The sequence below is a fragment of the Mucilaginibacter gossypiicola genome (assembly GCF_900110105.1).
Classification (GTDB): Bacteria; Bacteroidota; Bacteroidia; order Sphingobacteriales; family Sphingobacteriaceae; genus Mucilaginibacter; species Mucilaginibacter gossypiicola.
The window spans coordinates 239,335-257,512 of the sequence record NZ_FOCL01000008.1 but is presented as its reverse complement, the minus strand read 5'-3'; the positions used below and the strand labels follow the sequence as shown (position 1 = coordinate 257,512).

Genomic DNA, 18,178 nt, shown 5'->3' with positions numbered 1-18,178 from the left:
TATTGGCAGATGTGTCTATAATTCACAAACACTTAATGTTTTAATAACTTACATCCTGTTTATTTGCACCAAAAAATTTAAAAAGTATGGCACCATCTCAATATAATCCGAAAGCTGTGGTTGATGAAGTATTTTCGTTATATGAAAAATTTGGCGATGCTGATTATATAGGAGAGCCTGTTTCCCAACTGGAGCATATGTCGCAGGCGGCCGATTTAGCTGAGGCCGAAGGTTATGATGATGAGGTAGTGCTTGCTGCTTTTTTTCATGATATAGGGCATCTTTGCGCCGATGCGGAAGAGGCCGGAAGCATGGACGGCATGGGCAATGTTGATCACGAACGCCTGGGTGCCGACTACCTGCTGGAGCGCGGGTTTTCTGAAAGGGTTGCCAACCTGGTACAGGGCCATGTAATTGCCAAAAGATATCTTACCTATAAATACCCCGAATATTATAACCGCCTATCGGATGCCAGCAAAGCTACTCTTGAATTTCAGGGAGGCGTTATGACTGCTGATGAAGCTGCCGAGTTTGAACTAAACCAGGACGCCGAACTTATCATCAGGTTGCGCTATTGGGATGACATGGCAAAAGAGACGCACGTGGCTGTAAATAATATAGATCATTTAAAAGCAATGGCACTTGCGCATTTGCAAGTGGTAAACGGGTAACGCCCGTATTAAGTTTTTGTGATTAATATATAACCTATCTGTTACAGAAATCGCCTGCTTAACACAGGGTGAACATCAAGTTAAGTATAGCTTAATACTAAGTTGGTTTACTAATAATAAACAAAGTTTAGTATTGCTGTATGAAAAACTCAAATATTTCACCCTTAAACTTTAGCAGATGAACAAGATTTACCAGAGATTAAGAGCCGTAATAACGGTTTTATTATTTTGCGTAGCTCCATCTATCTTATTCGGACAAACCAAAATAAGCGGTACTGTTACCGATGACAAACACTCGCCACTGCCAGGCGTAAGCGTAAAAATTAAAGAACAAAACAAAGGCACCGTTACCGATATTGATGGTCATTACAGTATTACTGCAACTGCCGGCCAAACACTCGTTTACTCATTTGTAGGTTACGCACCGGTTTACGTTGTAGTTGATAACAAAACAACTATAAATGTAAGCCTGATTGGCGATAGCAAAGCATTGAACGAGGTTGTTGTGACGGCTCTCGGTGTTAAGAAAGAGACCCGTCGTATTGGCTACTCAACACAATCAGTAAATGGTGCTGATGTTACCATGGCCCGCGATCCTAACCCTATTACAGGTTTAACAGGTAAAGTGGCTGGTTTATCAGTAGGCCCTTCTGCAGAGCTTTTGGGTAACCCTTCTGTGTTGATCAGGGGTAACTCGGTTACATTATACGTAGTAGATGGTTTCCCTATTAATACTGATACCTATAATATCAGCCCTGATGATATCGAAACTTATACCGTGTTAAAAGGCCCTTCTGCTGCCGCACTGTACGGTAGCCGTGCACAAAACGGTGCGATCTTGATCACCACCAAAAAAGGCGAGAAAAACAAAAAAGGTTTAACTGTTGATATAAACAGCAGTACGGTTATGAATACCGGCTTCCTTGCCTTCCCGCGTACGCAAAACACGTTTGGCCCGGGCGAGAATACCTTTTATACCTTTGTTGATGGTAAAGGTGGCGCACCAGGTGGTGTAGATAGCGATTATGACGTTTGGGGCCCTTATTTTGCAGGCCAGCTGATCCCTCAGTATGACAGCCCGGTTGTTAATGGCGTGCGCCAGGGTACCCCATGGGTTGCACGTGGTAAAGACAACCTGAAAAACTTTTTGAAAACCGGTTACCAAACCAACAATAACATTTCATTAGGTTCTGTTGGTGATACTTATGTAACCCGTTTTTCGGTTTCCCAACAGCACCAAACAAGCTATATCCCTTCTCAGTACCTTGATATAGCCAATGCTAACTTCTACGGTCAGTTCACTCCGTCAAAACGTTGGAAATTTGAAGCAAACGTTGATTTCAACAGGCAATCAACTGATAACTTCCCAGACGTACAGTATGGCCCTAACAGTATCATCTACAACATTGCTGTTTGGACAGGTGCTGACTGGAATATCAATGCACCAGATATCAAAGCCATTTGGCAGCCGGGTAAAGAAGGCGTACAATCGGTATTTGCCGAGTACACCCGTTATCATAACCCATACCTGTTAACTGAAAAATGGACCCGTGGTCATTATAAAAATGATGTTTACGGTTACTTATCGGGTAACTTCAAGATCAATGATAACTTAAACGTTACTTTACGTTCGCAAATTGATACCTATAACATCCTGCGTACTGAAGACCTGCCGTACTCAGCTCACCCTTACGGCCGTGAAGGTAACCAGGGCGATTACCGCGAAGACCGTCGTAACCTGTTTGATAACAACACCGAGTTATTTGTTAACTATAACTATACTATCAAAAACTTCGTGAACTTATCAGGTTTAGTTGGTTCAAACCTGCGCAGCTTTAACTACAACTCAAGCTGGACATCAACAGATTATTTGAACGTGCCGGAAGTTTATGCTTTCAGCAACTCGAAAAATGCAATTCAGTCAACCAACTTCTCATCAGCTGAGCGTGTATTAAGCGGCTATTACTCAATTGATGCTACATTTGGTAAATACGCTACTTTATCAAGCACCGGCCGTATCGATAAATCATCGGCTTTCCAAAACGTAACAACTTATTACTATCCAAGTTTATCGGCAGCAACTGTGATCTCTGATTACGTTAAACTGCCCGAAGTTATCTCCTTCTTAAAAGCAAGGGCATCTTACTCAACAGTAAAAGCTGATGCTTCAAGCGCAACAATTGGCCCTGCCCCTTTTAATGCTATTTCGGTTTATGGCGGTTCAACAACTACCAGCAACCCTAATTCAAATCCGTTATTCTTAAACCCGCTTGGTTACGGCAGTACTTATAATTCACCTTATAACGGCCCAAGCTATCAGCTTAACTCTTTCTACTTAACAAGCAAACCATATAACAGCCAGCCTGCAGCATCTGCATCTGATTTTTTATATCAAAATGGCATCAAAACCTCAACCCGTGTTAACTACGAAGAAGGTTTCGACATTAAATTCTTACAAAACCGTTTAGGTTTATCTGCTACTACTTTCCAATATATTGACGGTCCGCAGATCCTGGCTAACTCAATATCAACCGCTACCGGTTACACTACTTTATATCTTAATGCTTTAAAGACCAAGAAAACCGGTTATGAGTTTTCACTGGAAGGCACTCCTATCAAAAACCTTGGTGGCTTTAGCTGGAATGTTCTGGTTAACGTAGCTACCTTTAAAGACGTTTATGAAGAACTACCTCCAAACCAGGATACTTACCAAACATTCTTCAAAAAAGGCGATCGTACCGATAAACTATATGGTACTGCTTTTGCCAGAACGCCTCAGGGGCAAATCATCAATGATGCTGCCGGTAAACCGTTAGCATTACCGGTTCCACAATATTTAGGTAACGAGAATGCTAAATATTCATGGAGCTTCAGCAACAAACTGCGTTACAAAAACTTCAACATGGGTTTCCAGTTTGACGGTTCAGTTGGCGGTGTGATTATCGATTACATGCATAACAAAACCATGCGTGGTGGTTCAAACATCGAAACTGCTACAGGCGCTTTGGGTGATGCCCGTTATAAAGACTGGCAAAACTTTGGCAAAGCCGGTTATAACGGTACATACGTAGGCGAAGGTGTAACTGTATCAAACGGCGCTGCTATCAACTATGATCCTGCAACAGGCAAAATCACCAACCAGGGAGCATTGCAATTTGCTCCAAACAAGCAAACTGCATTAGTACAGGATTACGTGAGTAAATATTACAATGTTGATGAGTCAAACCTCATGAGCAAAACCTTCTCAAAACTTCGTGAAGTAACCCTTGGTTATGATTTTCCTAAAGCATGGCTTGATAAATCATTTATCAAAAAAGCATCGGTATCGGTTTACGGCCGTAACCTGCTATACTTCTACGGAGACAAACGCTTCAAGGATGTGGATTTAGATCAGTATAACTACGCTACTTCTTCAACTGTATTGCAATCGCCTACAGTACGTAGCTATGGTTTTAACTTAAATGTATCATTCTAATAAAACATACGATGATTATGAAAAAGATATTTAGAATTTTAATACTGCCGGCGTTTGCTTTGCTAACAGTAACCGGATGTAAAAAAAGTTTTGAGGACCTTACTAAAAATAATAATGTACCAAGTGTAGTGCCTGCATCATTATTATTTAACGGGATCCTTAATAAGATGGCTGATTTGCCACAATCAAGTAATGAGATTTATTCGCAATACTACCTTTATAACTATGATTACTACGGTAATAATCGTTATGACGGTTTTGCAAATGGTGGCGACAATTATTACAATACGTTAAAAAACGTAGTAGTAATGGAACAGCGCGCTGCTGCAACCGGCGGTGCTGCTATCAACCCGTATGAAGCATTGGGTAAATTTTTCAGAGCTTATTTCTTTAGTAAAATGAGCCTGGAAGAAGGTGATATCCCAATGAAACAAGCTTTACAAGGTATAGATAACCTAACACCTGCCTATGACAGCCAAAAAGATGTTATGGTACAATCGTTAGCATGGCTTGAAGATGCTAATGCCGATTTAACTAAACTGATTGCTGATCCAAATTCAGGTGGTACCGGTGTTGGTGCGGCTTTATCAAATGACATCTATTTTGGTAACGACCTTGCAAAATGGCAAAAAACTGTAAATAGCTTCCACATCAGGTTATTACTTGCATTAAGTAAAAAAACTGCCGATATCGATGTAAAAGCACAATTTGCTGCTATTGTTGGTAACCCAGCTAAATATCCTATCATGACCAGCTCTGACGATAACCTGCAATATAAATTTGTAGCGCCAAGCAACTACTATCCTCAAAATCCGGATAACTTTGGTCAAAACGGATCAAGGCAAAACTCATCGGCAACCTATATCGGTTTGCTTACTAAGTTTAAAGATCCAAGGGTTTTTGTAACTGCCGAGCCTTCACGTTATTTGGTTGATACCCTGAAACAAAGCCCAACAAGTTTTGATTCATTTGTAGGTGCCGATCCGGGCCTTGACCTTGGTGTAATGTATAACAATGCAACTTTACAGCGCTATTCATTCATCAACCGTAAGCACTTTTATTCAACTTACATTGGTGAGCCAAGCATCCAGATAGGATATCCGGAGCTGATGTTTAACATTGCCGAAGGTATTAACCGTGGTTGGGCTACAGGCAATGCCGAAACCTATTACATTAACGGTATCCAGGCGTCATATCAATATTACGGTATTCCAACAGTTGCCGGTTCAAGCATATTTTCGGCATACTTTTACAGGCCGGGCGCAACCAAAGGCCCTGCCGATCAATCAAGCTATGATGTGTTCCCGGTTACCGTTAACTGGACAACCTACTATGCACAACCAACTGTGAAATATGCCGATGGCGCAACCGGTCTTACGCAAATATTGCAGCAAAAATATCTTGCATTGTTCCGCCACTCGGGCCTTGAGTCATATTTTACTTATCGTCGTACCGGGGTTCCTACCTTTACTACAGGTCCGGGTACAGGTAATAGCAGCCGTATCCCTACACGTTTTGAATATCCTCAGTCAGAGCGTACGGTTAATGCTACAAATTACAAAGCTGCATTAACAAGCCAGTTTGGCGGCAGTGACGATATCAATGGTATCATGTGGTTGCTTAAATAATAAAAACTGCAAATAAAACTATATAAAGGCCCCTTAGTTTGGGGCCTTTATTCATTAAACAAAACCTATGAAAAAGCTGATTTTAGTAATGCTGTTTTCGGCATCTTTTACCATCCTATTTGCACAGACACACAAAACCCAAAACGTAGTTATTGTCACTATCGATGGCTTACGCTGGCAGGAAGTTTTCCGTGGTGCCGATTCGGCTATCATCAACTCAAACGATACACAGGATAAAAATGGGATACGCAAAAACTTCTGGGCCGATGCATCTGAAAATCGTCGTAAACTGCTGATGCCTTTCTTTTGGAGCACATTGGTTGAAAAAGGACAACTGTACGGCAATCGTGATTTGGGAAACAAAGATGAAGTTGCCAATCCATACCATTTTTCATACCCCGGTTATAATGAAATATTTACCGGGTTCCCCGATAAGCGGATGAATACCAACGACGGGATCTATAACCCCAACATGAATGTACTCGAGTTTTTGAACAAGCAAAAAGGTTTTGAAAACAAAGTAGCTGCATTTGCGTCGTGGGAGCGCTTTTCGCAGATCTTAAGCCCAAAGCGTGCCAATATTTTAGTTAACGCGGGTTTTATGCCATTGGATGTTCCTGGCATGAACGATCGTCTGAAACATCTGAATGAATTACAGTTGGAAGCCCCACGTTATATCAGCGATTCTACCCGTATCGACTTCCTGACATTTGAGTTTGCTAAAAACTATATGATGCAGTATAAGCCCCGCGCCCTGTATGTTTCATTTGATGAACCGGATGATTTGGCCCATGCAGGTAATTACGGTTTTTACCTTGATCGTATTAAACAGGAAGATGGTTTTATAAAACAACTTTGGGATTATATCCAATCAGAACCCACTTATAAAAACAAAACTACATTGATCATCACCTGCGACCACGGCAGGGGCGATGAACCAATGAAAAAATGGCACGATCACGGATCGGACGTATTGCATTCAGAACAAACCTGGTTTGCAGTAATCGGTCCGGATACTCCGGCGTCGGGCGAAATGAAACAAGGTGAAACAACGTATCACAAACAATTGGCGCAAACTATTGCCAATTTGTTAGGCTTTGATTTTAAAGCTGCTGCAGGTCATGAAGTGGGTGATGCGATAGGTAGTGTTACAGGTAAAAAATAAATAATGATGCGTTTTCAACTATTAACAACTTTAAGTTTACTATGGCTGCTGCCCGGTGATGGATGGCAGGCTAACCCGGCTCCTGTTTCAAGGCATAAGTTTATAGTCGCCGCCCACCGTGGCGACCATGTTATTTACCCGGAGAACACGCTTGAAGCTTACAGGGAGGCAATAAAAAATGAGGCTGATTATGTAGAGATAGACCTGCGTACCACAAAGGATGGCGAGTTGGTAAGTATGCATGACGGCAGCATTAACCGCATGACTGATGGCAAAGGGCAGCTGAAAGATTTTACACTTGCCGAGTTATTGCAGTTAAAGGTAAAGAGTAAGGACACAGCAAGCAAAGAAGTGTTCCGGATCCCAACTTTTAAACAAATCCTTCAAACTTGTAAAAACAGGATAGGAATTTATCTTGATTTTAAAGCTGCCGATCCTGAACAGGCATATCAGATGATCAAAGAATACGGCATGGAAAAACAGGTATTGGTTTATATCAACAGCGCTGCCCAGTTTACAGGCTGGCGAAAAGCTGCCCCTAAAATGCCGTTAATGCTAAGCCTGCCCGACAGTGTGAAAAACACTGCCAGTATGAAAAGTTTTATTGATCAGTATCATCCTGATATTCTTGACGGTTCATATAATCAATACACCGGCGATATGGTTGCGTTGGCCGGTGAATATCATATCCCGGTTTGGCCGGATATTCAAAGTGCCGGTGAAGGGCCCGCAGATTGGAACAAAGCCCTTGCCGCTGGTTTGAAAGGTTTACAAACAGATCATCCGGCAGCATTGGTGAAATTTTTGAAGGAAAAGGGATTGAGATAAATAAAAACATGTCATTGCGTAGCGCGGCAATCGCACTGAAGCAAAGCCACTCTATATAGTATGCGATTGCTTCGTTCCGCAATGACATTTATGCAACTACAAGTCTTTGGTTACCAACCACATTCCCCTGATGTGTTTTATAATATGAGCGTTGCTTGCGGCCGGGTTACACGCTCCTACTACATGGGCATTATCCATCAGCTGACGGACGGTACCCCAATGTCATTAAGTTAAGGGATCAATAGGTTGCACCAGCGGTGCAAAAGGTTTGTAGAAATGAAAGGTTTGTTTGCCTTAGTGTGCCAGAGGTACACAACTCCGGTGTTCCGTACCTCTGGCACGGTTATTTTCGGTATATGATTGTTGCTACAAACCTGTTCCCCCTCTGGGGGATTTTCTTAACTTAATGACATTGGACGGTATCCGCTCCCATCCAACACAAAAAATCCAGATTTAGAAAATCGGTGTAACCAAAAGGAATCAGTGTAACCCCGATAAAAATTCTGAAATCGGATATCCAAAATCAAAAATAATTTCTTGCCCCTGTCCTGTTCCCCCAATCTCATTTGATATAGAGGTGTAATTCATATATTTATTAACCTTTAAAATTTAAAAAGATGGACGAATTCGTTTTAATTTTCAGGCACGAGGACGGTACTAAGGTAGCATCTCCCGAACAGATCCAGATTTGGATGAAACAAACTATGGACTGGATTGGCGGCATAGCTGCTCAAAATAAGTTTGTTAGCGGCACCGGTCTCCCTTTTGCCGATGCCAAAATTGTAGGCCATGGCGGCGTTGTTACCAATGGCCCTTTCGGCGAGATCAAAGAAACCATAGGCGGTTTTATCACCGTAAAAGCCGAATCAGTTGAGGAAGCTGTTGAATTTGCCAAAGGCTGCCCGGTGTTGCAGGGCGATGGCAATACGGTTGAGGTGAGAAAAATTGCCAAGAATGATGGTGTGCATTAAACAATTCATAGTGTAAATCTATGTCATTGCGAGGAACGAAGCAACCGCATGCTATATAGGGCGGCCATGCTTCCGTGCGATTGCTTCGTTCCTCGCAATGACATTTTTCGGTTATTCCCATGCAAAACCCCGAGCTCATTCCCCATTTATTCCGCACGGAGTACCGTAAAATAGTATCGGTACTTTGTCGTCGTTTCGGGTTTGACGAGATGGAAACGGCAGAGGATATTACCAGTGATACCTTCCTCACTGCCGCCCAGAGTTGGAGTTATAAAGGCATCCCGCCCAATCCTACAGCCTGGCTTTATAATGTAGCCAAAAACAAGGCAAAAAATCATTTGCAGCGCAACGCTACTTTTCAGGCCAAAGTATCCCCGGAAATACAAACGGCAGATAGCTATGAACAGGATATAGACCTTTCGCCACAAAATATCAGCGATAGCCAATTGCAAATGATGTTTGCTATCTGTCACCCAGCTATCCCTCCCGAGGCGCAAATCGGGCTCGCTTTAAGGATACTATGTGGTTTCGGAATTGATGAAATAGCCGAAGCTTTTTTAACCGGCAAGGAAACCATTAACAAACGCCTGTTCAGGGCGAAGGAAAAAATCCGGAACGAAAAAATAAAGATTGAACTGCCCGCCCCAGCCGAAATTGATAACCGGCTGGAAAACGTGCTTACCACCATATACCTGCTGTTTAGTGAAGGCTATTATTCGGTTAGCGATAACCAAATTCTGCGTAAAGATCTTTGCTTTGAAGCTATGCGCCTTTGTCACATGCTTATCGAAAATGGTGGCACCAACAAACCGCCTGTTAATGCATTACTTTCGCTGATGTATTTCCATGCATCCCGGTTTGAGGCCCGTACCGACCCAAACGGTGGATTGATCTTATATGATGACCAGGACACCACCCTTTGGAACCAGGAACTTATAGCCAGGGGTGCCTGGCATTTAAACCAGGCCACTACCGGCACTCAATTATCAAAATATCATCTCGAAGCCAGCATAGCCTACTGGCACACCCAGAAAACCGACAGTAAAGAAAAATGGGAAAATATACTACAGCTTTACAATCGTTTACTGCAAATTGCTTATTCGCCTGTAGCGGCACTCAACCGCACCTTTGCACTTGCCAAAGCTAACACCCCCGAAGAAGCCATTATTGAAGCCGAAAAACTTCAGCTTACAGGCAACCAATTTTACTATACCCTGCTTGGCGAACTGTATACCGGCATTAATAATGAACAGGCCAAACTCCACTTTGAGAAAGCACTAACGCTGATAAAAACGCCTGCCGATAGGGCTGTTATACAAAGCAAAATAGATACGCTCGAAAACAGGTAAAACTTACGAAGTTTTGAAACTTCGTAAGTTTGGTTCTGCAAATTACTTTGCTCAGCATAACAATGGGCTTACTTAGGCAAGTCCCCTAAAAAATCCAGCACATCCTTGCCTATTTCTTTAGCATGGGTTTCTAAAGCAAAGTGGCCTGTGTTGTAAAATTTAACAATTGCATTCGGATTATCGCGTTTATAACCCTCGGCACCGGCGGGTAAAAAGAATGGATCTTTATTGCCCCAAACGGCTATCAGTTTTGGTTTATATTCCCTGAAATAAGCCTGAAATTTGGGATATAGAGCCACATTGGTACGATAATCAAGCATCAGATCAAGCTGAATTTCAACATTTCCGGGACGGTCAAGGGTTTGTTGATCGAGCGTATAGCTTTCCGGAGCAATTAATGACGGATCAGATACCCCTTCAAAATATTGAAATTTGGTCATTTTCTCTTTTACAAAATCCCTCAAAGCATCCCTGTTCTCCTTGCTCGAATCCTGCCAGTATTTTTGGATCGGGTTCCAGCCGGTGCTCAGGCCTTCCTCGTAAGCATTACCGTTTTGAGAAACAATGCCGGTTATTTTTTCGGGATTAGCAAGTGCCAGTCTTAAACCGGTAGGCGCACCATAATCAAATATATAAATGGCAAAACGTTTAAGGCCAAGCTCATCAATAAATGATTGCATGGTAGCAGCCAGGTTATCAAAAGTATATTTAAACTGAGTATGGTCTGGCATATCTGAAAAGCCAAAACCCGGAAGGTCAGGAGCCAGAACATGGTATTTTGTACTTAAAGTTGGGATCAGGTTCCTGAACATATGGGATGACGTTGGGTAGCCATGCAGCAACAAAATGGTCGGCGCATTTTTAGGTCCAGCTTCACGATAAAAAATATTTAAGCCGTTGGCTTTAATGTTGCGATAATGAATTTGATTGGTTTCCATGGTTTGATTTTTTAAAGTTGAGTTTTTTGCTGACTGCGCATTGGCTCCCAGTACAAAGGTAATGGCGGTAAATGCGGTTATTATCAGATTCTTAATTTTCATTTGCTGTATTTTGATGATTCAAAATTAATATCGATATTTGATTATTAAAAACGATTAATAACGATATTTTAAATCATAAATAATGATTTATGAACACCAATGATCTGAAAATATTTGAAGCAGTGGCAGCCAACGGCAGTTTCACCAAAGCCGCCGAAGCCATGTTTACTGTACAGTCAAACGTAACGGCGCGTATAAAAAACCTGGAAGAAGAGTTTGGTGCCGATCTGTTCACCCGCACATCGCGCAAGGTAGCGCTTACCAGTGCAGGCGAAACGCTGATGCAATACAGCAAGCAGATTGATCATTTAATGCAGGAAGCTAAAAAGGATATTAAAAAATTTAGCCAGATAAGCGGTAGCCTTAAAATTGGCTGCATCGAAACTACCATGGTTTTTAAGGTACCGGATATCCTTAGTCGTTTTACAGAAGCCTACCCAGACGTAGACCTGGAGTTTAAATCGCAAATGCGTAGTGAACTCATTAATGATGTAATTAACTATAAACTGGATGCGGCTTTTGTATCGGCGCCCATCAATTCGCTCGAACTGGAACAACTGCATATTAAAGAAGAGCAATTAGTGATCCTGGCTCCCGCGCAAGGCCCCGAGCTTAAGGAATTACTCATGAAGCAGCCGCTTAAGATCATTGTATTTGACCAGGGCTGTGTATTCCGAGCCCGGCTGGAAGCATGGCTTAATTCAAAAGGTATTATTCAATATAAAAGTATTGTACTGAACTCGCTGGAAGGGATCATCAACTTTGTGGAAGCTGGCCTGGGCATCAGCATTCTCCCTGCCGAACTGATTGAACAATACTATGCGGGCCGTAAACTTAAAACGCACACCTTAAATAAAGAATTGGGCACTATGTCTACAGTGCTCATTTACCGTAAAAATGTACCGCAGTCGAGGGCGTTGAAGGCTTTTGTGGAAATGTATTAGTAACTGCACCTTTTATTAACATCCAAACCCTTAACTTGCAGTATAATTCTCACAGGTGATCATTACTAATTTTCTATAAATCTCAATTAGCGATGGAAAACAATATCGGCACAAAAGAAAACCCGATGGCATTAAAAACGCCGCCATTAACTTCTGATTATACCATGCACCTGGATACTAAAGATGGCAAGCCCATATTGGTTTGTACAGTTGGCAAAACGGTGCTCCATTATGATCATCGTTGCCTGGCCGATCTGCATGCCATGTTAACCACTCATGGCGACTGGATGGAACTTGGCAGCGCCGACGAACAAAAGCCAGCAAAAGAAGGCACTGTTGAAGCATGGGGCCGTTCAGAAACAAATCCGGTTGGAGGATGGTATGGCTTAAAAAAAGGGCTTCGCGGCAGGTTTGCTATGTATGTACCACCACTGATGGAAGCATTAGGCATGGTTGAATTAACCCATGATGCAAAAGGCAATAAAGTAAAAGCAAAATAGCATGCAAAGGCTGCCGCAAAAAAGGTAGCCTTTGTTTATGCTTTACTAATTCTTCGTCGGGTCATTAACTATCCCTGCAAATAATATCAACCCGGTTTTCATTTCCCTTATGGCGAAAATAAATGGCTTGCTAAAAACATTGGTTGGGGCAGGCGCTGTAAGTCCTACGCCTACTTCAGTTGCAGCTGCAGCCTCGGTACCGTCTTCATTAACATCAATATAAGCCATATGCTTTACTTCGGTTATACCTACTCCGCCACCTGCGGCAATTCGGCTAAAATCAGCCTGTCCGCTAAAGGCAATCCCCATTCCCAATGATTTTAAAATATCCGTCAAATCAATACCATAGCTAAATTTAAACTTAGGAATAGTAATTTGTGATTTGGTGGCCGTGAGTTTACCCATCAAAGATTTCCATTTGGCCGAGTCAAGACCGAGGGCATAGGTTTTCACATCGTCATAAGGCATGATCATTACCATACTGTATTTGCTGTTGCTATAAGGCAATTCAACAACATTGGTACCATTATCATAGGCAGTTTTCATGTCAACACTTTCATTGGTCATGAAATCCGTTTGTACCGTACTGTTATCGGCCAGGCGAAAAGGTGCTTTATAAGTTCTGGCAGCATCGAAGCGCGTTTTCCAGGTGCTTTTAAAATAAATGGCATTGATGAGGAACATGCGGGCACCGTCATTGATCTGCTCAATGATCTTCTGGATCTTGTTATTGGTTTGCGCGCTCACCCAGCTGTTAATCGTATTTGCCGATCCTGTTTTATCATTAAAATCGAGCGCTTTTACTTCGGCATTATAAAAATCGGTATTGGTTTTTATGAATGCCGGCAACACTGTAAAGTTATTGGCGTACCAAATGGAATTGGCTATTTTAAGTGTGGTATTTGGGTCAAGATCGGGAAGATTAGTAATAAGGTTATGGTAATAACTGTTTACCTGGTCTTCGGTAAAACCATCAACCTCCATAGTTTTACGGATATCGGTAAGGGTTTGCCCGTTAGCCCCATTACTGGTCATGTTCATTGCAAAACTCACGCTTAAAGGCGAAATGATCAGGTTTTGATTATTAGCAATGGTGCCAACATCTGCTTTAAATAGCTTTAAAGTAAAGGCATTACCCGGGCCAACCTGCTGTTGTTCAGTTGCTGAAAGCACCAGGTCTTTCCCCGGATCGTTATTTGGATTGACGCCACCTTTTTTGCAGGCAGCTATTGTTAAAATCCCAAGACAAAGTAAGGTTAATTTCCGCGCCATAGTTGATAGGTTTATAACTATATTACGAATAGCAAATCACTTACGCTACAGCAAGTTAAAATTTACAAGCCGGTAAAAAGTATAACATTTTTAAATTCTAAAAAAAACGAAGCATCCCCTTCTTTGCATTGCGCACTGAAGAGGATTTACTTTTTTACATACCTTATCCTCTTGCTTAGTCAAAATACAAACTACTTTGTATTGTGCACCCTGCTGTGGCATCGTAACATTGTGATATAAAAACAACCCAAAACCACAATGAAAAACCCACAATTATGTACCCCCGGTATAAACCCAGCACACAGCAGTATGTTAATTTTTATGATGACATGCCCTGTAGCCCCATTAATAAACCGGCCGTTTTATCCCAAAAACAAGAAATTGCCGATTATTTTTTTGCAGGTAAATTGCATACATTAGATCATTGCCGGATAACGTTGATCTGTTTATTATAACCATTGACACCTTACCTAACCCCTTTTACTAAAATGATCTTTAAAACCAACATATGGGCGCTTATTTGCTGTGTTGCTACTATAATTTGTTTGAGTACACAAGCAGCTTACAGCCAAAACCAGTTTGAAAAGGAACTCACGCAAAAAATAGATAATTTCCTGGCTCCTGCCCCTCAAATCAACCGGCAAACAACACCAACACAAAATGAACTTTACCCAAGCGATGCACCTGGCGGCATATTAATACCATCGGGCTTTGGGGGATACGGCACTTACCTGTTTGGCGGCATCGGAGCTACCTATCCCGAGGTATACCTGAATAATAATAAAACAGACCTGATCACTTCGGTAGGGGCATGTGTAGGCAACCCTGCAAAAGCAGTAAACTTTGCTGCCAGTTTAAATATGACCGATGTGCATAAATTCAGGGATTTTTCGGGAAACTTTATCATAAGCCGCATATTATTTGCGGGTACAAGCATCTCGGCCGGAGCATTGCAGGTGTTTGCTAACGTGAAGCAGTCTGATGCCTCCGGCTCAACTTATTTCCTTGCAGTAACCCATGCCATACAAACCATTAAATCATTAACCCCGGGTTGCTCAAGGCTTAGTTATACAATAGGTATAGGCAGCGGCAGGTTTTATGAAAAAAGCCCTAAAGATATTGCTGCCGGCAGAGGAAAACACGGCACCGCAGTATTCGGTAGTATATCCTACGAACTTATACAACATGTAAATGTAAATGCCGAATGGACGGGCATGAACCTCGGCATTTCGGCAGGGGTCAGGCCGTTCCCGGTGCCTTTAAGTTTAGCGGTAGGGGTTGCAAACCTTACCCGGTATACCAACGACAGGGCCAACATGGTATTCTCCCTCGGTTACCCGCTCTCACTAAACCGGCGATAGTTTCCTTTTAGCAAAATCATTAATCATTTCATTAAAATATATAAAATCTATGAAAAAGATCGTCATAGCAGCATTAGTCGCGTCCGCAACTTTGGCTATAAGCATCAATCGGGCTTCTGCACAAAGCAGAGGCAATCAATCGGACTGGAATGTACCACCGCCAATACCTCCGGTACCACCAATCCCACCAGTGCCGCCGATACCGCCCGTGCCGCCTATTCCACCGGTACCGCCGATACCGCCCGTGCCACCTATTCCACCGGTACCACCAATACCGCCCGTGCCACCGATAACACCGGTACCACCTATTCCACCGGTGCCACCGATACCGCCGGTGCCGCCTATTCCACCGGTACCACCAATACCACCGGTACCGCCGATTCCGCCAGTGCCGCCAATACCACCGGTGCCGCCAATCCCTCCGGTACCACCAATACCGCCGGTGCCACCGATTCCGCCAGTGCCGCCTATACCACCGGTGCCACCAATACCAGGTTTAAAACCCTTGCATTAATTAGGATCAATACAGGGCAGTTTGTTTTAACTGCCTTGTATTAAAAAATTGCTCTTACTAAACTAAAATTAAATGAAACCGCAAATACCAAAGCTTAAAACCATATTAACAGTGCTGCTTACCGGCATATCTGCTTTATGTAACGCGCAAACCTACCACCGTACCTTTATCTTTAAAAAAGGCGATCAGTTTCAGCGCACTGCCTTTTTAAGTTCAAACACTGTATTGCAGCGTGGCGATCAAAAATTCAACATAAACAGCTTTTCATCAACAACCAAAGTTTATGACGTGGTTGACGCGAGCGGCCAGGGCTATAACCTTTCGGTTACCACAAAACACATTGCCGATACGGTTAATGCCATGGGTAAAAAACTGGAGTATAGCTCGGACAAGCCTGTTACCGACAGCTCAGCTATCGCCAAAGCACTTAGTAATATTGCCGGCAAAGTTGCTTCGGTAACCATCAATAAAAACGGCCTGGTAACTGATGTTACAGATCCGGCACTGCAATTTACCAATGATACCTTCACAGCATTTACCGGTTTGCAGCAGGAGCAAATTGTGAAAGGAACAACTCTTGGCCTATTAGCCGATTTTGTGATAACCCAATCACTTAAACCGGGTTATACCTGGGCCGATTCAACCACAGTGAACGGGCAAAAAACTAAAAACACTTTTTGGGTAGATAAGCTCACCGACAAGACCACGACAGTTGCTTTTGAAAGCGCCATTACCGGTGGTTATACCAACAGCAATACCAACGGGGTATACGTAATTGACAATCAAACCGGCGTAATCCTGGAGCGGGTAATGAAAAGCATTATAAGCGGCTACCAATTGCACAATCAGGTAGTGTACGCCGCATCAAAACGCACAGCTTTTACCGAAAGCTGTTATAAGATACATTAGTTCCCGAACGTAGGGGTACAATAGGGGCTATTGTTAAAAGAGAAGGCTATGCGGTTAAGCCAAACGCATATGCCTCTCTTTTTTTATTTTTACTTCATTTGGCACTTAGTGAAGTTTCATCCTTTTTGCCGCAGCGGGGTGCAAATAATTATTGTCACTGAGCCAATCGGCCATGCGCTGGGGCCAGGTGCTGATGCTTTGCAGTTTTGAACGGTAACCCATATTAAAGCCATGATCGCCCTGCGTATAAATATGTACCTCAACCGGTATTTTTGCTTCGCGGTAACGCTGCAATAATTTCACTACCGATGGTGAACAGCAAACATCATCATTGGCAGCTAATAAAAATGCCGGCGGTGCATCAAACGGTAGTTTATCGGGGATAAAAAGAGGCCCCGGATAGATCTGGATCAAAAACGACGGACGGGCGCTTAGCCTATCTATCGGATCAGGAGCTTTCGGATCGCCTTTGCCTTCGCCAAAAGCCACCATATCAACAACCTCGCCACCGGCCGAAAACCCCATCATCCCGATGCGGTTGGTATCCAATCCATATGCTGCTGCTTTGCTGCGTACCAGCCGCATAGCGCGGTACCCATCCTGTTTTGCATGTACCTCAATTTTGTATGGCGACAGCGTATCCCTGCCCAAACGGTATTTCAGCACAAAAACAGTAACGCCTAAACTGTTAAGGTATCTGGCAGGATCAACACCTTCTGCTGTATAAACCAGCAAACGGTGCCCCCCTCCGGGGCATACCACAACTGCCGAGCCGTTGGCTTTGTCCTTCGGCGGCAAAAAAACAGTAAGCGATGGGTTATGAATATTTTTCCCCCAGTAATCCTTAGCCTGCTCAGGCTCATTACGGCGGTTTTCAAAACCGGGCGCTCCGTTTGGCCAAAGCGGTATAACAGCGTCCTGGGCCATGCCCGCAAAAGGCAGTGTAAGGAGCACCAGCAATAGGTAAGTACTTAGTTTTGTTTGCATAAAGTAAATATACTTTATAGCCAATGTTTTGGTATTAAAACACTAAACTTTTACGCTGGTTAATGGTTAAATTTGAAGTGGCATATAGTTCATGGATCATAGTGCATAGCAATTAGCTTATCTGCAGAAAAACAGGCATCTTACTATAATGTCCGTACTATGAACCATCATCCATGAACCATGAACAACTAACAAAAAAGCTTATGGCAAATTTCCAGGAAATAATAGCATCAGAAACACCTGTACTGGTCGATTTTTCGGCAGAGTGGTGTGGGCCTTGTAAAATGATGCCACCTATACTGCACGATGTAAAAACAGCGTTAGGAGATAAGGTAAAGATCATTAAAATAGATATTGATAAAAACCCTGCGGCAGCCAGTGCATACCGTATTCAAAGTGTGCCTACCCTTATGATTTTTCAAAAAGGGGAAAGCAAATGGCGTCAAAGCGGCGTAGTGCAGGCCAGGCAGTTACAACAAGTGGTAGAGCAGTTTTTGTAAAAAAACACCTCACCCTAACCCTCTCCAAAGGAGGGGAAGTTTATAGAATTTAATATAACAATTC

16 protein-coding genes are annotated in these 18,178 nt (G+C 42.8%); 13 read left to right on the top strand and 3 right to left on the bottom strand.

Annotation, left to right across the window (positions count from 1 at the left end; genetic code table 11):
- The first annotated feature begins 86 nt into the window (after positions 1 to 86).
- From BMX50_RS24400 to BMX50_RS24370, 7 genes are all read left to right on the top strand, one after another.
- Entirely contained in the window at positions 87 to 671 is a 585-nt protein-coding gene (locus BMX50_RS24400; RefSeq protein ID WP_091215815.1) for a phosphonate degradation HD-domain oxygenase, read from the top strand.
- A 178-nt stretch (positions 672 to 849) separates the two neighbouring features.
- Entirely contained in the window at positions 850 to 4,146 is a 3,297-nt protein-coding gene (locus BMX50_RS24395) for a SusC/RagA family TonB-linked outer membrane protein (RefSeq protein WP_091215811.1), read from the top strand.
- A gap of 17 nt (positions 4,147 to 4,163) precedes the next feature.
- A complete protein-coding gene (locus tag BMX50_RS24390; RefSeq protein ID WP_091216147.1) occupies positions 4,164 to 5,774 on the top strand; it encodes a SusD/RagB family nutrient-binding outer membrane lipoprotein in 1,611 nt (536 codons plus the stop codon).
- A gap of 67 nt (positions 5,775 to 5,841) precedes the next feature.
- Positions 5,842 to 6,939, top strand: coding sequence for an alkaline phosphatase family protein (locus BMX50_RS24385; protein WP_091215807.1), 1,098 nt, complete (start codon positions 5,842 to 5,844; stop codon positions 6,937 to 6,939).
- 3 nt (positions 6,940 to 6,942) lie between these two features.
- Positions 6,943 to 7,767, top strand: coding sequence for a glycerophosphodiester phosphodiesterase family protein (locus BMX50_RS24380; protein ID WP_091215803.1), 825 nt, complete (start codon positions 6,943 to 6,945; stop codon positions 7,765 to 7,767).
- 617 nt (positions 7,768 to 8,384) lie between these two features.
- Positions 8,385 to 8,738 (top strand): YciI family protein, encoded by a 354-nt coding sequence (locus tag BMX50_RS24375; protein WP_091215798.1) that lies wholly within the window; start codon positions 8,385 to 8,387, stop codon positions 8,736 to 8,738.
- A 119-nt stretch (positions 8,739 to 8,857) separates the two neighbouring features.
- On the top strand, positions 8,858 to 10,087 hold the full coding sequence (locus BMX50_RS24370) for an RNA polymerase sigma factor (RefSeq protein ID WP_091215793.1): 1,230 nt from the start codon (positions 8,858 to 8,860) through the stop codon (positions 10,085 to 10,087).
- A gap of 68 nt (positions 10,088 to 10,155) precedes the next feature.
- Here BMX50_RS24370 and BMX50_RS24365 read toward each other — a convergent pair whose 3' ends face one another.
- Positions 10,156 to 11,127: an alpha/beta fold hydrolase gene (locus BMX50_RS24365; protein WP_167668100.1), complete on the bottom strand. Its 972-nt coding sequence runs from the start codon at positions 11,125 to 11,127 to the stop codon at positions 10,156 to 10,158.
- An 89-nt stretch (positions 11,128 to 11,216) separates the two neighbouring features.
- On the opposite strand from BMX50_RS24365, the gene BMX50_RS24360 reads away from it, so the two are divergent.
- Both BMX50_RS24360 and BMX50_RS24355 read left to right on the top strand, forming a co-directional pair.
- Positions 11,217 to 12,071, top strand: a complete 855-nt coding sequence (locus BMX50_RS24360; protein WP_091215790.1) for a LysR family transcriptional regulator — start codon at positions 11,217 to 11,219, stop codon at positions 12,069 to 12,071.
- Between the two features lie 92 nt (positions 12,072 to 12,163).
- On the top strand, positions 12,164 to 12,571 hold the full coding sequence (locus BMX50_RS24355; protein WP_091215786.1) for a DUF6855 family protein: 408 nt from the start codon (positions 12,164 to 12,166) through the stop codon (positions 12,569 to 12,571).
- Between the two features lie 45 nt (positions 12,572 to 12,616).
- Here BMX50_RS24355 and BMX50_RS24350 read toward each other — a convergent pair whose 3' ends face one another.
- On the bottom strand, positions 12,617 to 13,843 hold the full coding sequence (locus tag BMX50_RS24350; protein WP_091215781.1) for a serpin family protein: 1,227 nt from the start codon (positions 13,841 to 13,843) through the stop codon (positions 12,617 to 12,619).
- A gap of 488 nt (positions 13,844 to 14,331) precedes the next feature.
- Here BMX50_RS24350 and BMX50_RS24340 point away from each other — a divergent pair, with 488 nt between their 5' ends.
- The 3 genes from BMX50_RS24340 to BMX50_RS24330 all read left to right on the top strand — a co-directional run bounded on the left by BMX50_RS24340 (position 14,332) and on the right by BMX50_RS24330 (position 16,627).
- The gene (locus tag BMX50_RS24340; RefSeq protein ID WP_091215752.1) at positions 14,332 to 15,204 is read left to right on the top strand and encodes a hypothetical protein; all 873 of its coding nucleotides are present in this window, start codon (positions 14,332 to 14,334) and stop codon (positions 15,202 to 15,204) included.
- Positions 15,205 to 15,253: 49 nt separating this feature from the next.
- Entirely contained in the window at positions 15,254 to 15,718 is a 465-nt protein-coding gene (locus BMX50_RS34650) for a hypothetical protein (protein WP_167668098.1), read from the top strand.
- A gap of 72 nt (positions 15,719 to 15,790) precedes the next feature.
- Complete coding sequence (locus BMX50_RS24330; RefSeq protein ID WP_091215749.1) at positions 15,791 to 16,627, top strand: DUF6263 family protein; 837 nt, start codon at positions 15,791 to 15,793, stop codon at positions 16,625 to 16,627.
- Positions 16,628 to 16,732: 105 nt separating this feature from the next.
- Here BMX50_RS24330 and BMX50_RS24325 read toward each other — a convergent pair whose 3' ends face one another.
- Complete coding sequence (locus BMX50_RS24325; protein WP_091215743.1) at positions 16,733 to 17,614, bottom strand: alpha/beta hydrolase; 882 nt, start codon at positions 17,612 to 17,614, stop codon at positions 16,733 to 16,735.
- Positions 17,615 to 17,817: 203 nt separating this feature from the next.
- On the opposite strand from BMX50_RS24325, the gene trxA reads away from it, so the two are divergent.
- Positions 17,818 to 18,114: a thioredoxin gene (trxA, locus tag BMX50_RS24320; RefSeq protein WP_091216140.1), complete on the top strand. Its 297-nt coding sequence runs from the start codon at positions 17,818 to 17,820 to the stop codon at positions 18,112 to 18,114.
- The last annotated feature ends 64 nt before the right edge of the window (positions 18,115 to 18,178 follow it).

Bases quoted from the DNA above. Each gene is read 5' to 3' on its own strand.
- BMX50_RS24400 (WP_091215815.1), top strand. From the start codon at position 87: ATGGCACCATCTCAATATAATCCGAAAGCTGTGGTTGATGAAGTATTT.
- BMX50_RS24395 (WP_091215811.1), top strand. From the start codon at position 850: ATGAACAAGATTTACCAGAGATTAAGAGCCGTAATAACGGTTTTATTA.
- BMX50_RS24390 (WP_091216147.1), top strand. From the start codon at position 4,164: ATGAAAAAGATATTTAGAATTTTAATACTGCCGGCGTTTGCTTTGCTA.
- BMX50_RS24385 (WP_091215807.1), top strand. From the start codon at position 5,842: ATGAAAAAGCTGATTTTAGTAATGCTGTTTTCGGCATCTTTTACCATC.
- BMX50_RS24380 (WP_091215803.1), top strand. From the start codon at position 6,943: ATGATGCGTTTTCAACTATTAACAACTTTAAGTTTACTATGGCTGCTG.
- BMX50_RS24375 (WP_091215798.1), top strand. From the start codon at position 8,385: ATGGACGAATTCGTTTTAATTTTCAGGCACGAGGACGGTACTAAGGTA.
- BMX50_RS24370 (WP_091215793.1), top strand. From the start codon at position 8,858: ATGCAAAACCCCGAGCTCATTCCCCATTTATTCCGCACGGAGTACCGT.
- BMX50_RS24365 (WP_167668100.1), bottom strand. From the start codon at position 11,127: ATGAAAATTAAGAATCTGATAATAACCGCATTTACCGCCATTACCTTT.
- BMX50_RS24360 (WP_091215790.1), top strand. From the start codon at position 11,217: ATGAACACCAATGATCTGAAAATATTTGAAGCAGTGGCAGCCAACGGC.
- BMX50_RS24355 (WP_091215786.1), top strand. From the start codon at position 12,164: ATGGAAAACAATATCGGCACAAAAGAAAACCCGATGGCATTAAAAACG.
- BMX50_RS24350 (WP_091215781.1), bottom strand. From the start codon at position 13,843: ATGGCGCGGAAATTAACCTTACTTTGTCTTGGGATTTTAACAATAGCT.
- BMX50_RS24340 (WP_091215752.1), top strand. From the start codon at position 14,332: ATGATCTTTAAAACCAACATATGGGCGCTTATTTGCTGTGTTGCTACT.
- BMX50_RS34650 (WP_167668098.1), top strand. From the start codon at position 15,254: ATGAAAAAGATCGTCATAGCAGCATTAGTCGCGTCCGCAACTTTGGCT.
- BMX50_RS24330 (WP_091215749.1), top strand. From the start codon at position 15,791: ATGAAACCGCAAATACCAAAGCTTAAAACCATATTAACAGTGCTGCTT.
- BMX50_RS24325 (WP_091215743.1), bottom strand. From the start codon at position 17,614: ATGCAAACAAAACTAAGTACTTACCTATTGCTGGTGCTCCTTACACTG.
- trxA (WP_091216140.1), top strand. From the start codon at position 17,818: ATGGCAAATTTCCAGGAAATAATAGCATCAGAAACACCTGTACTGGTC.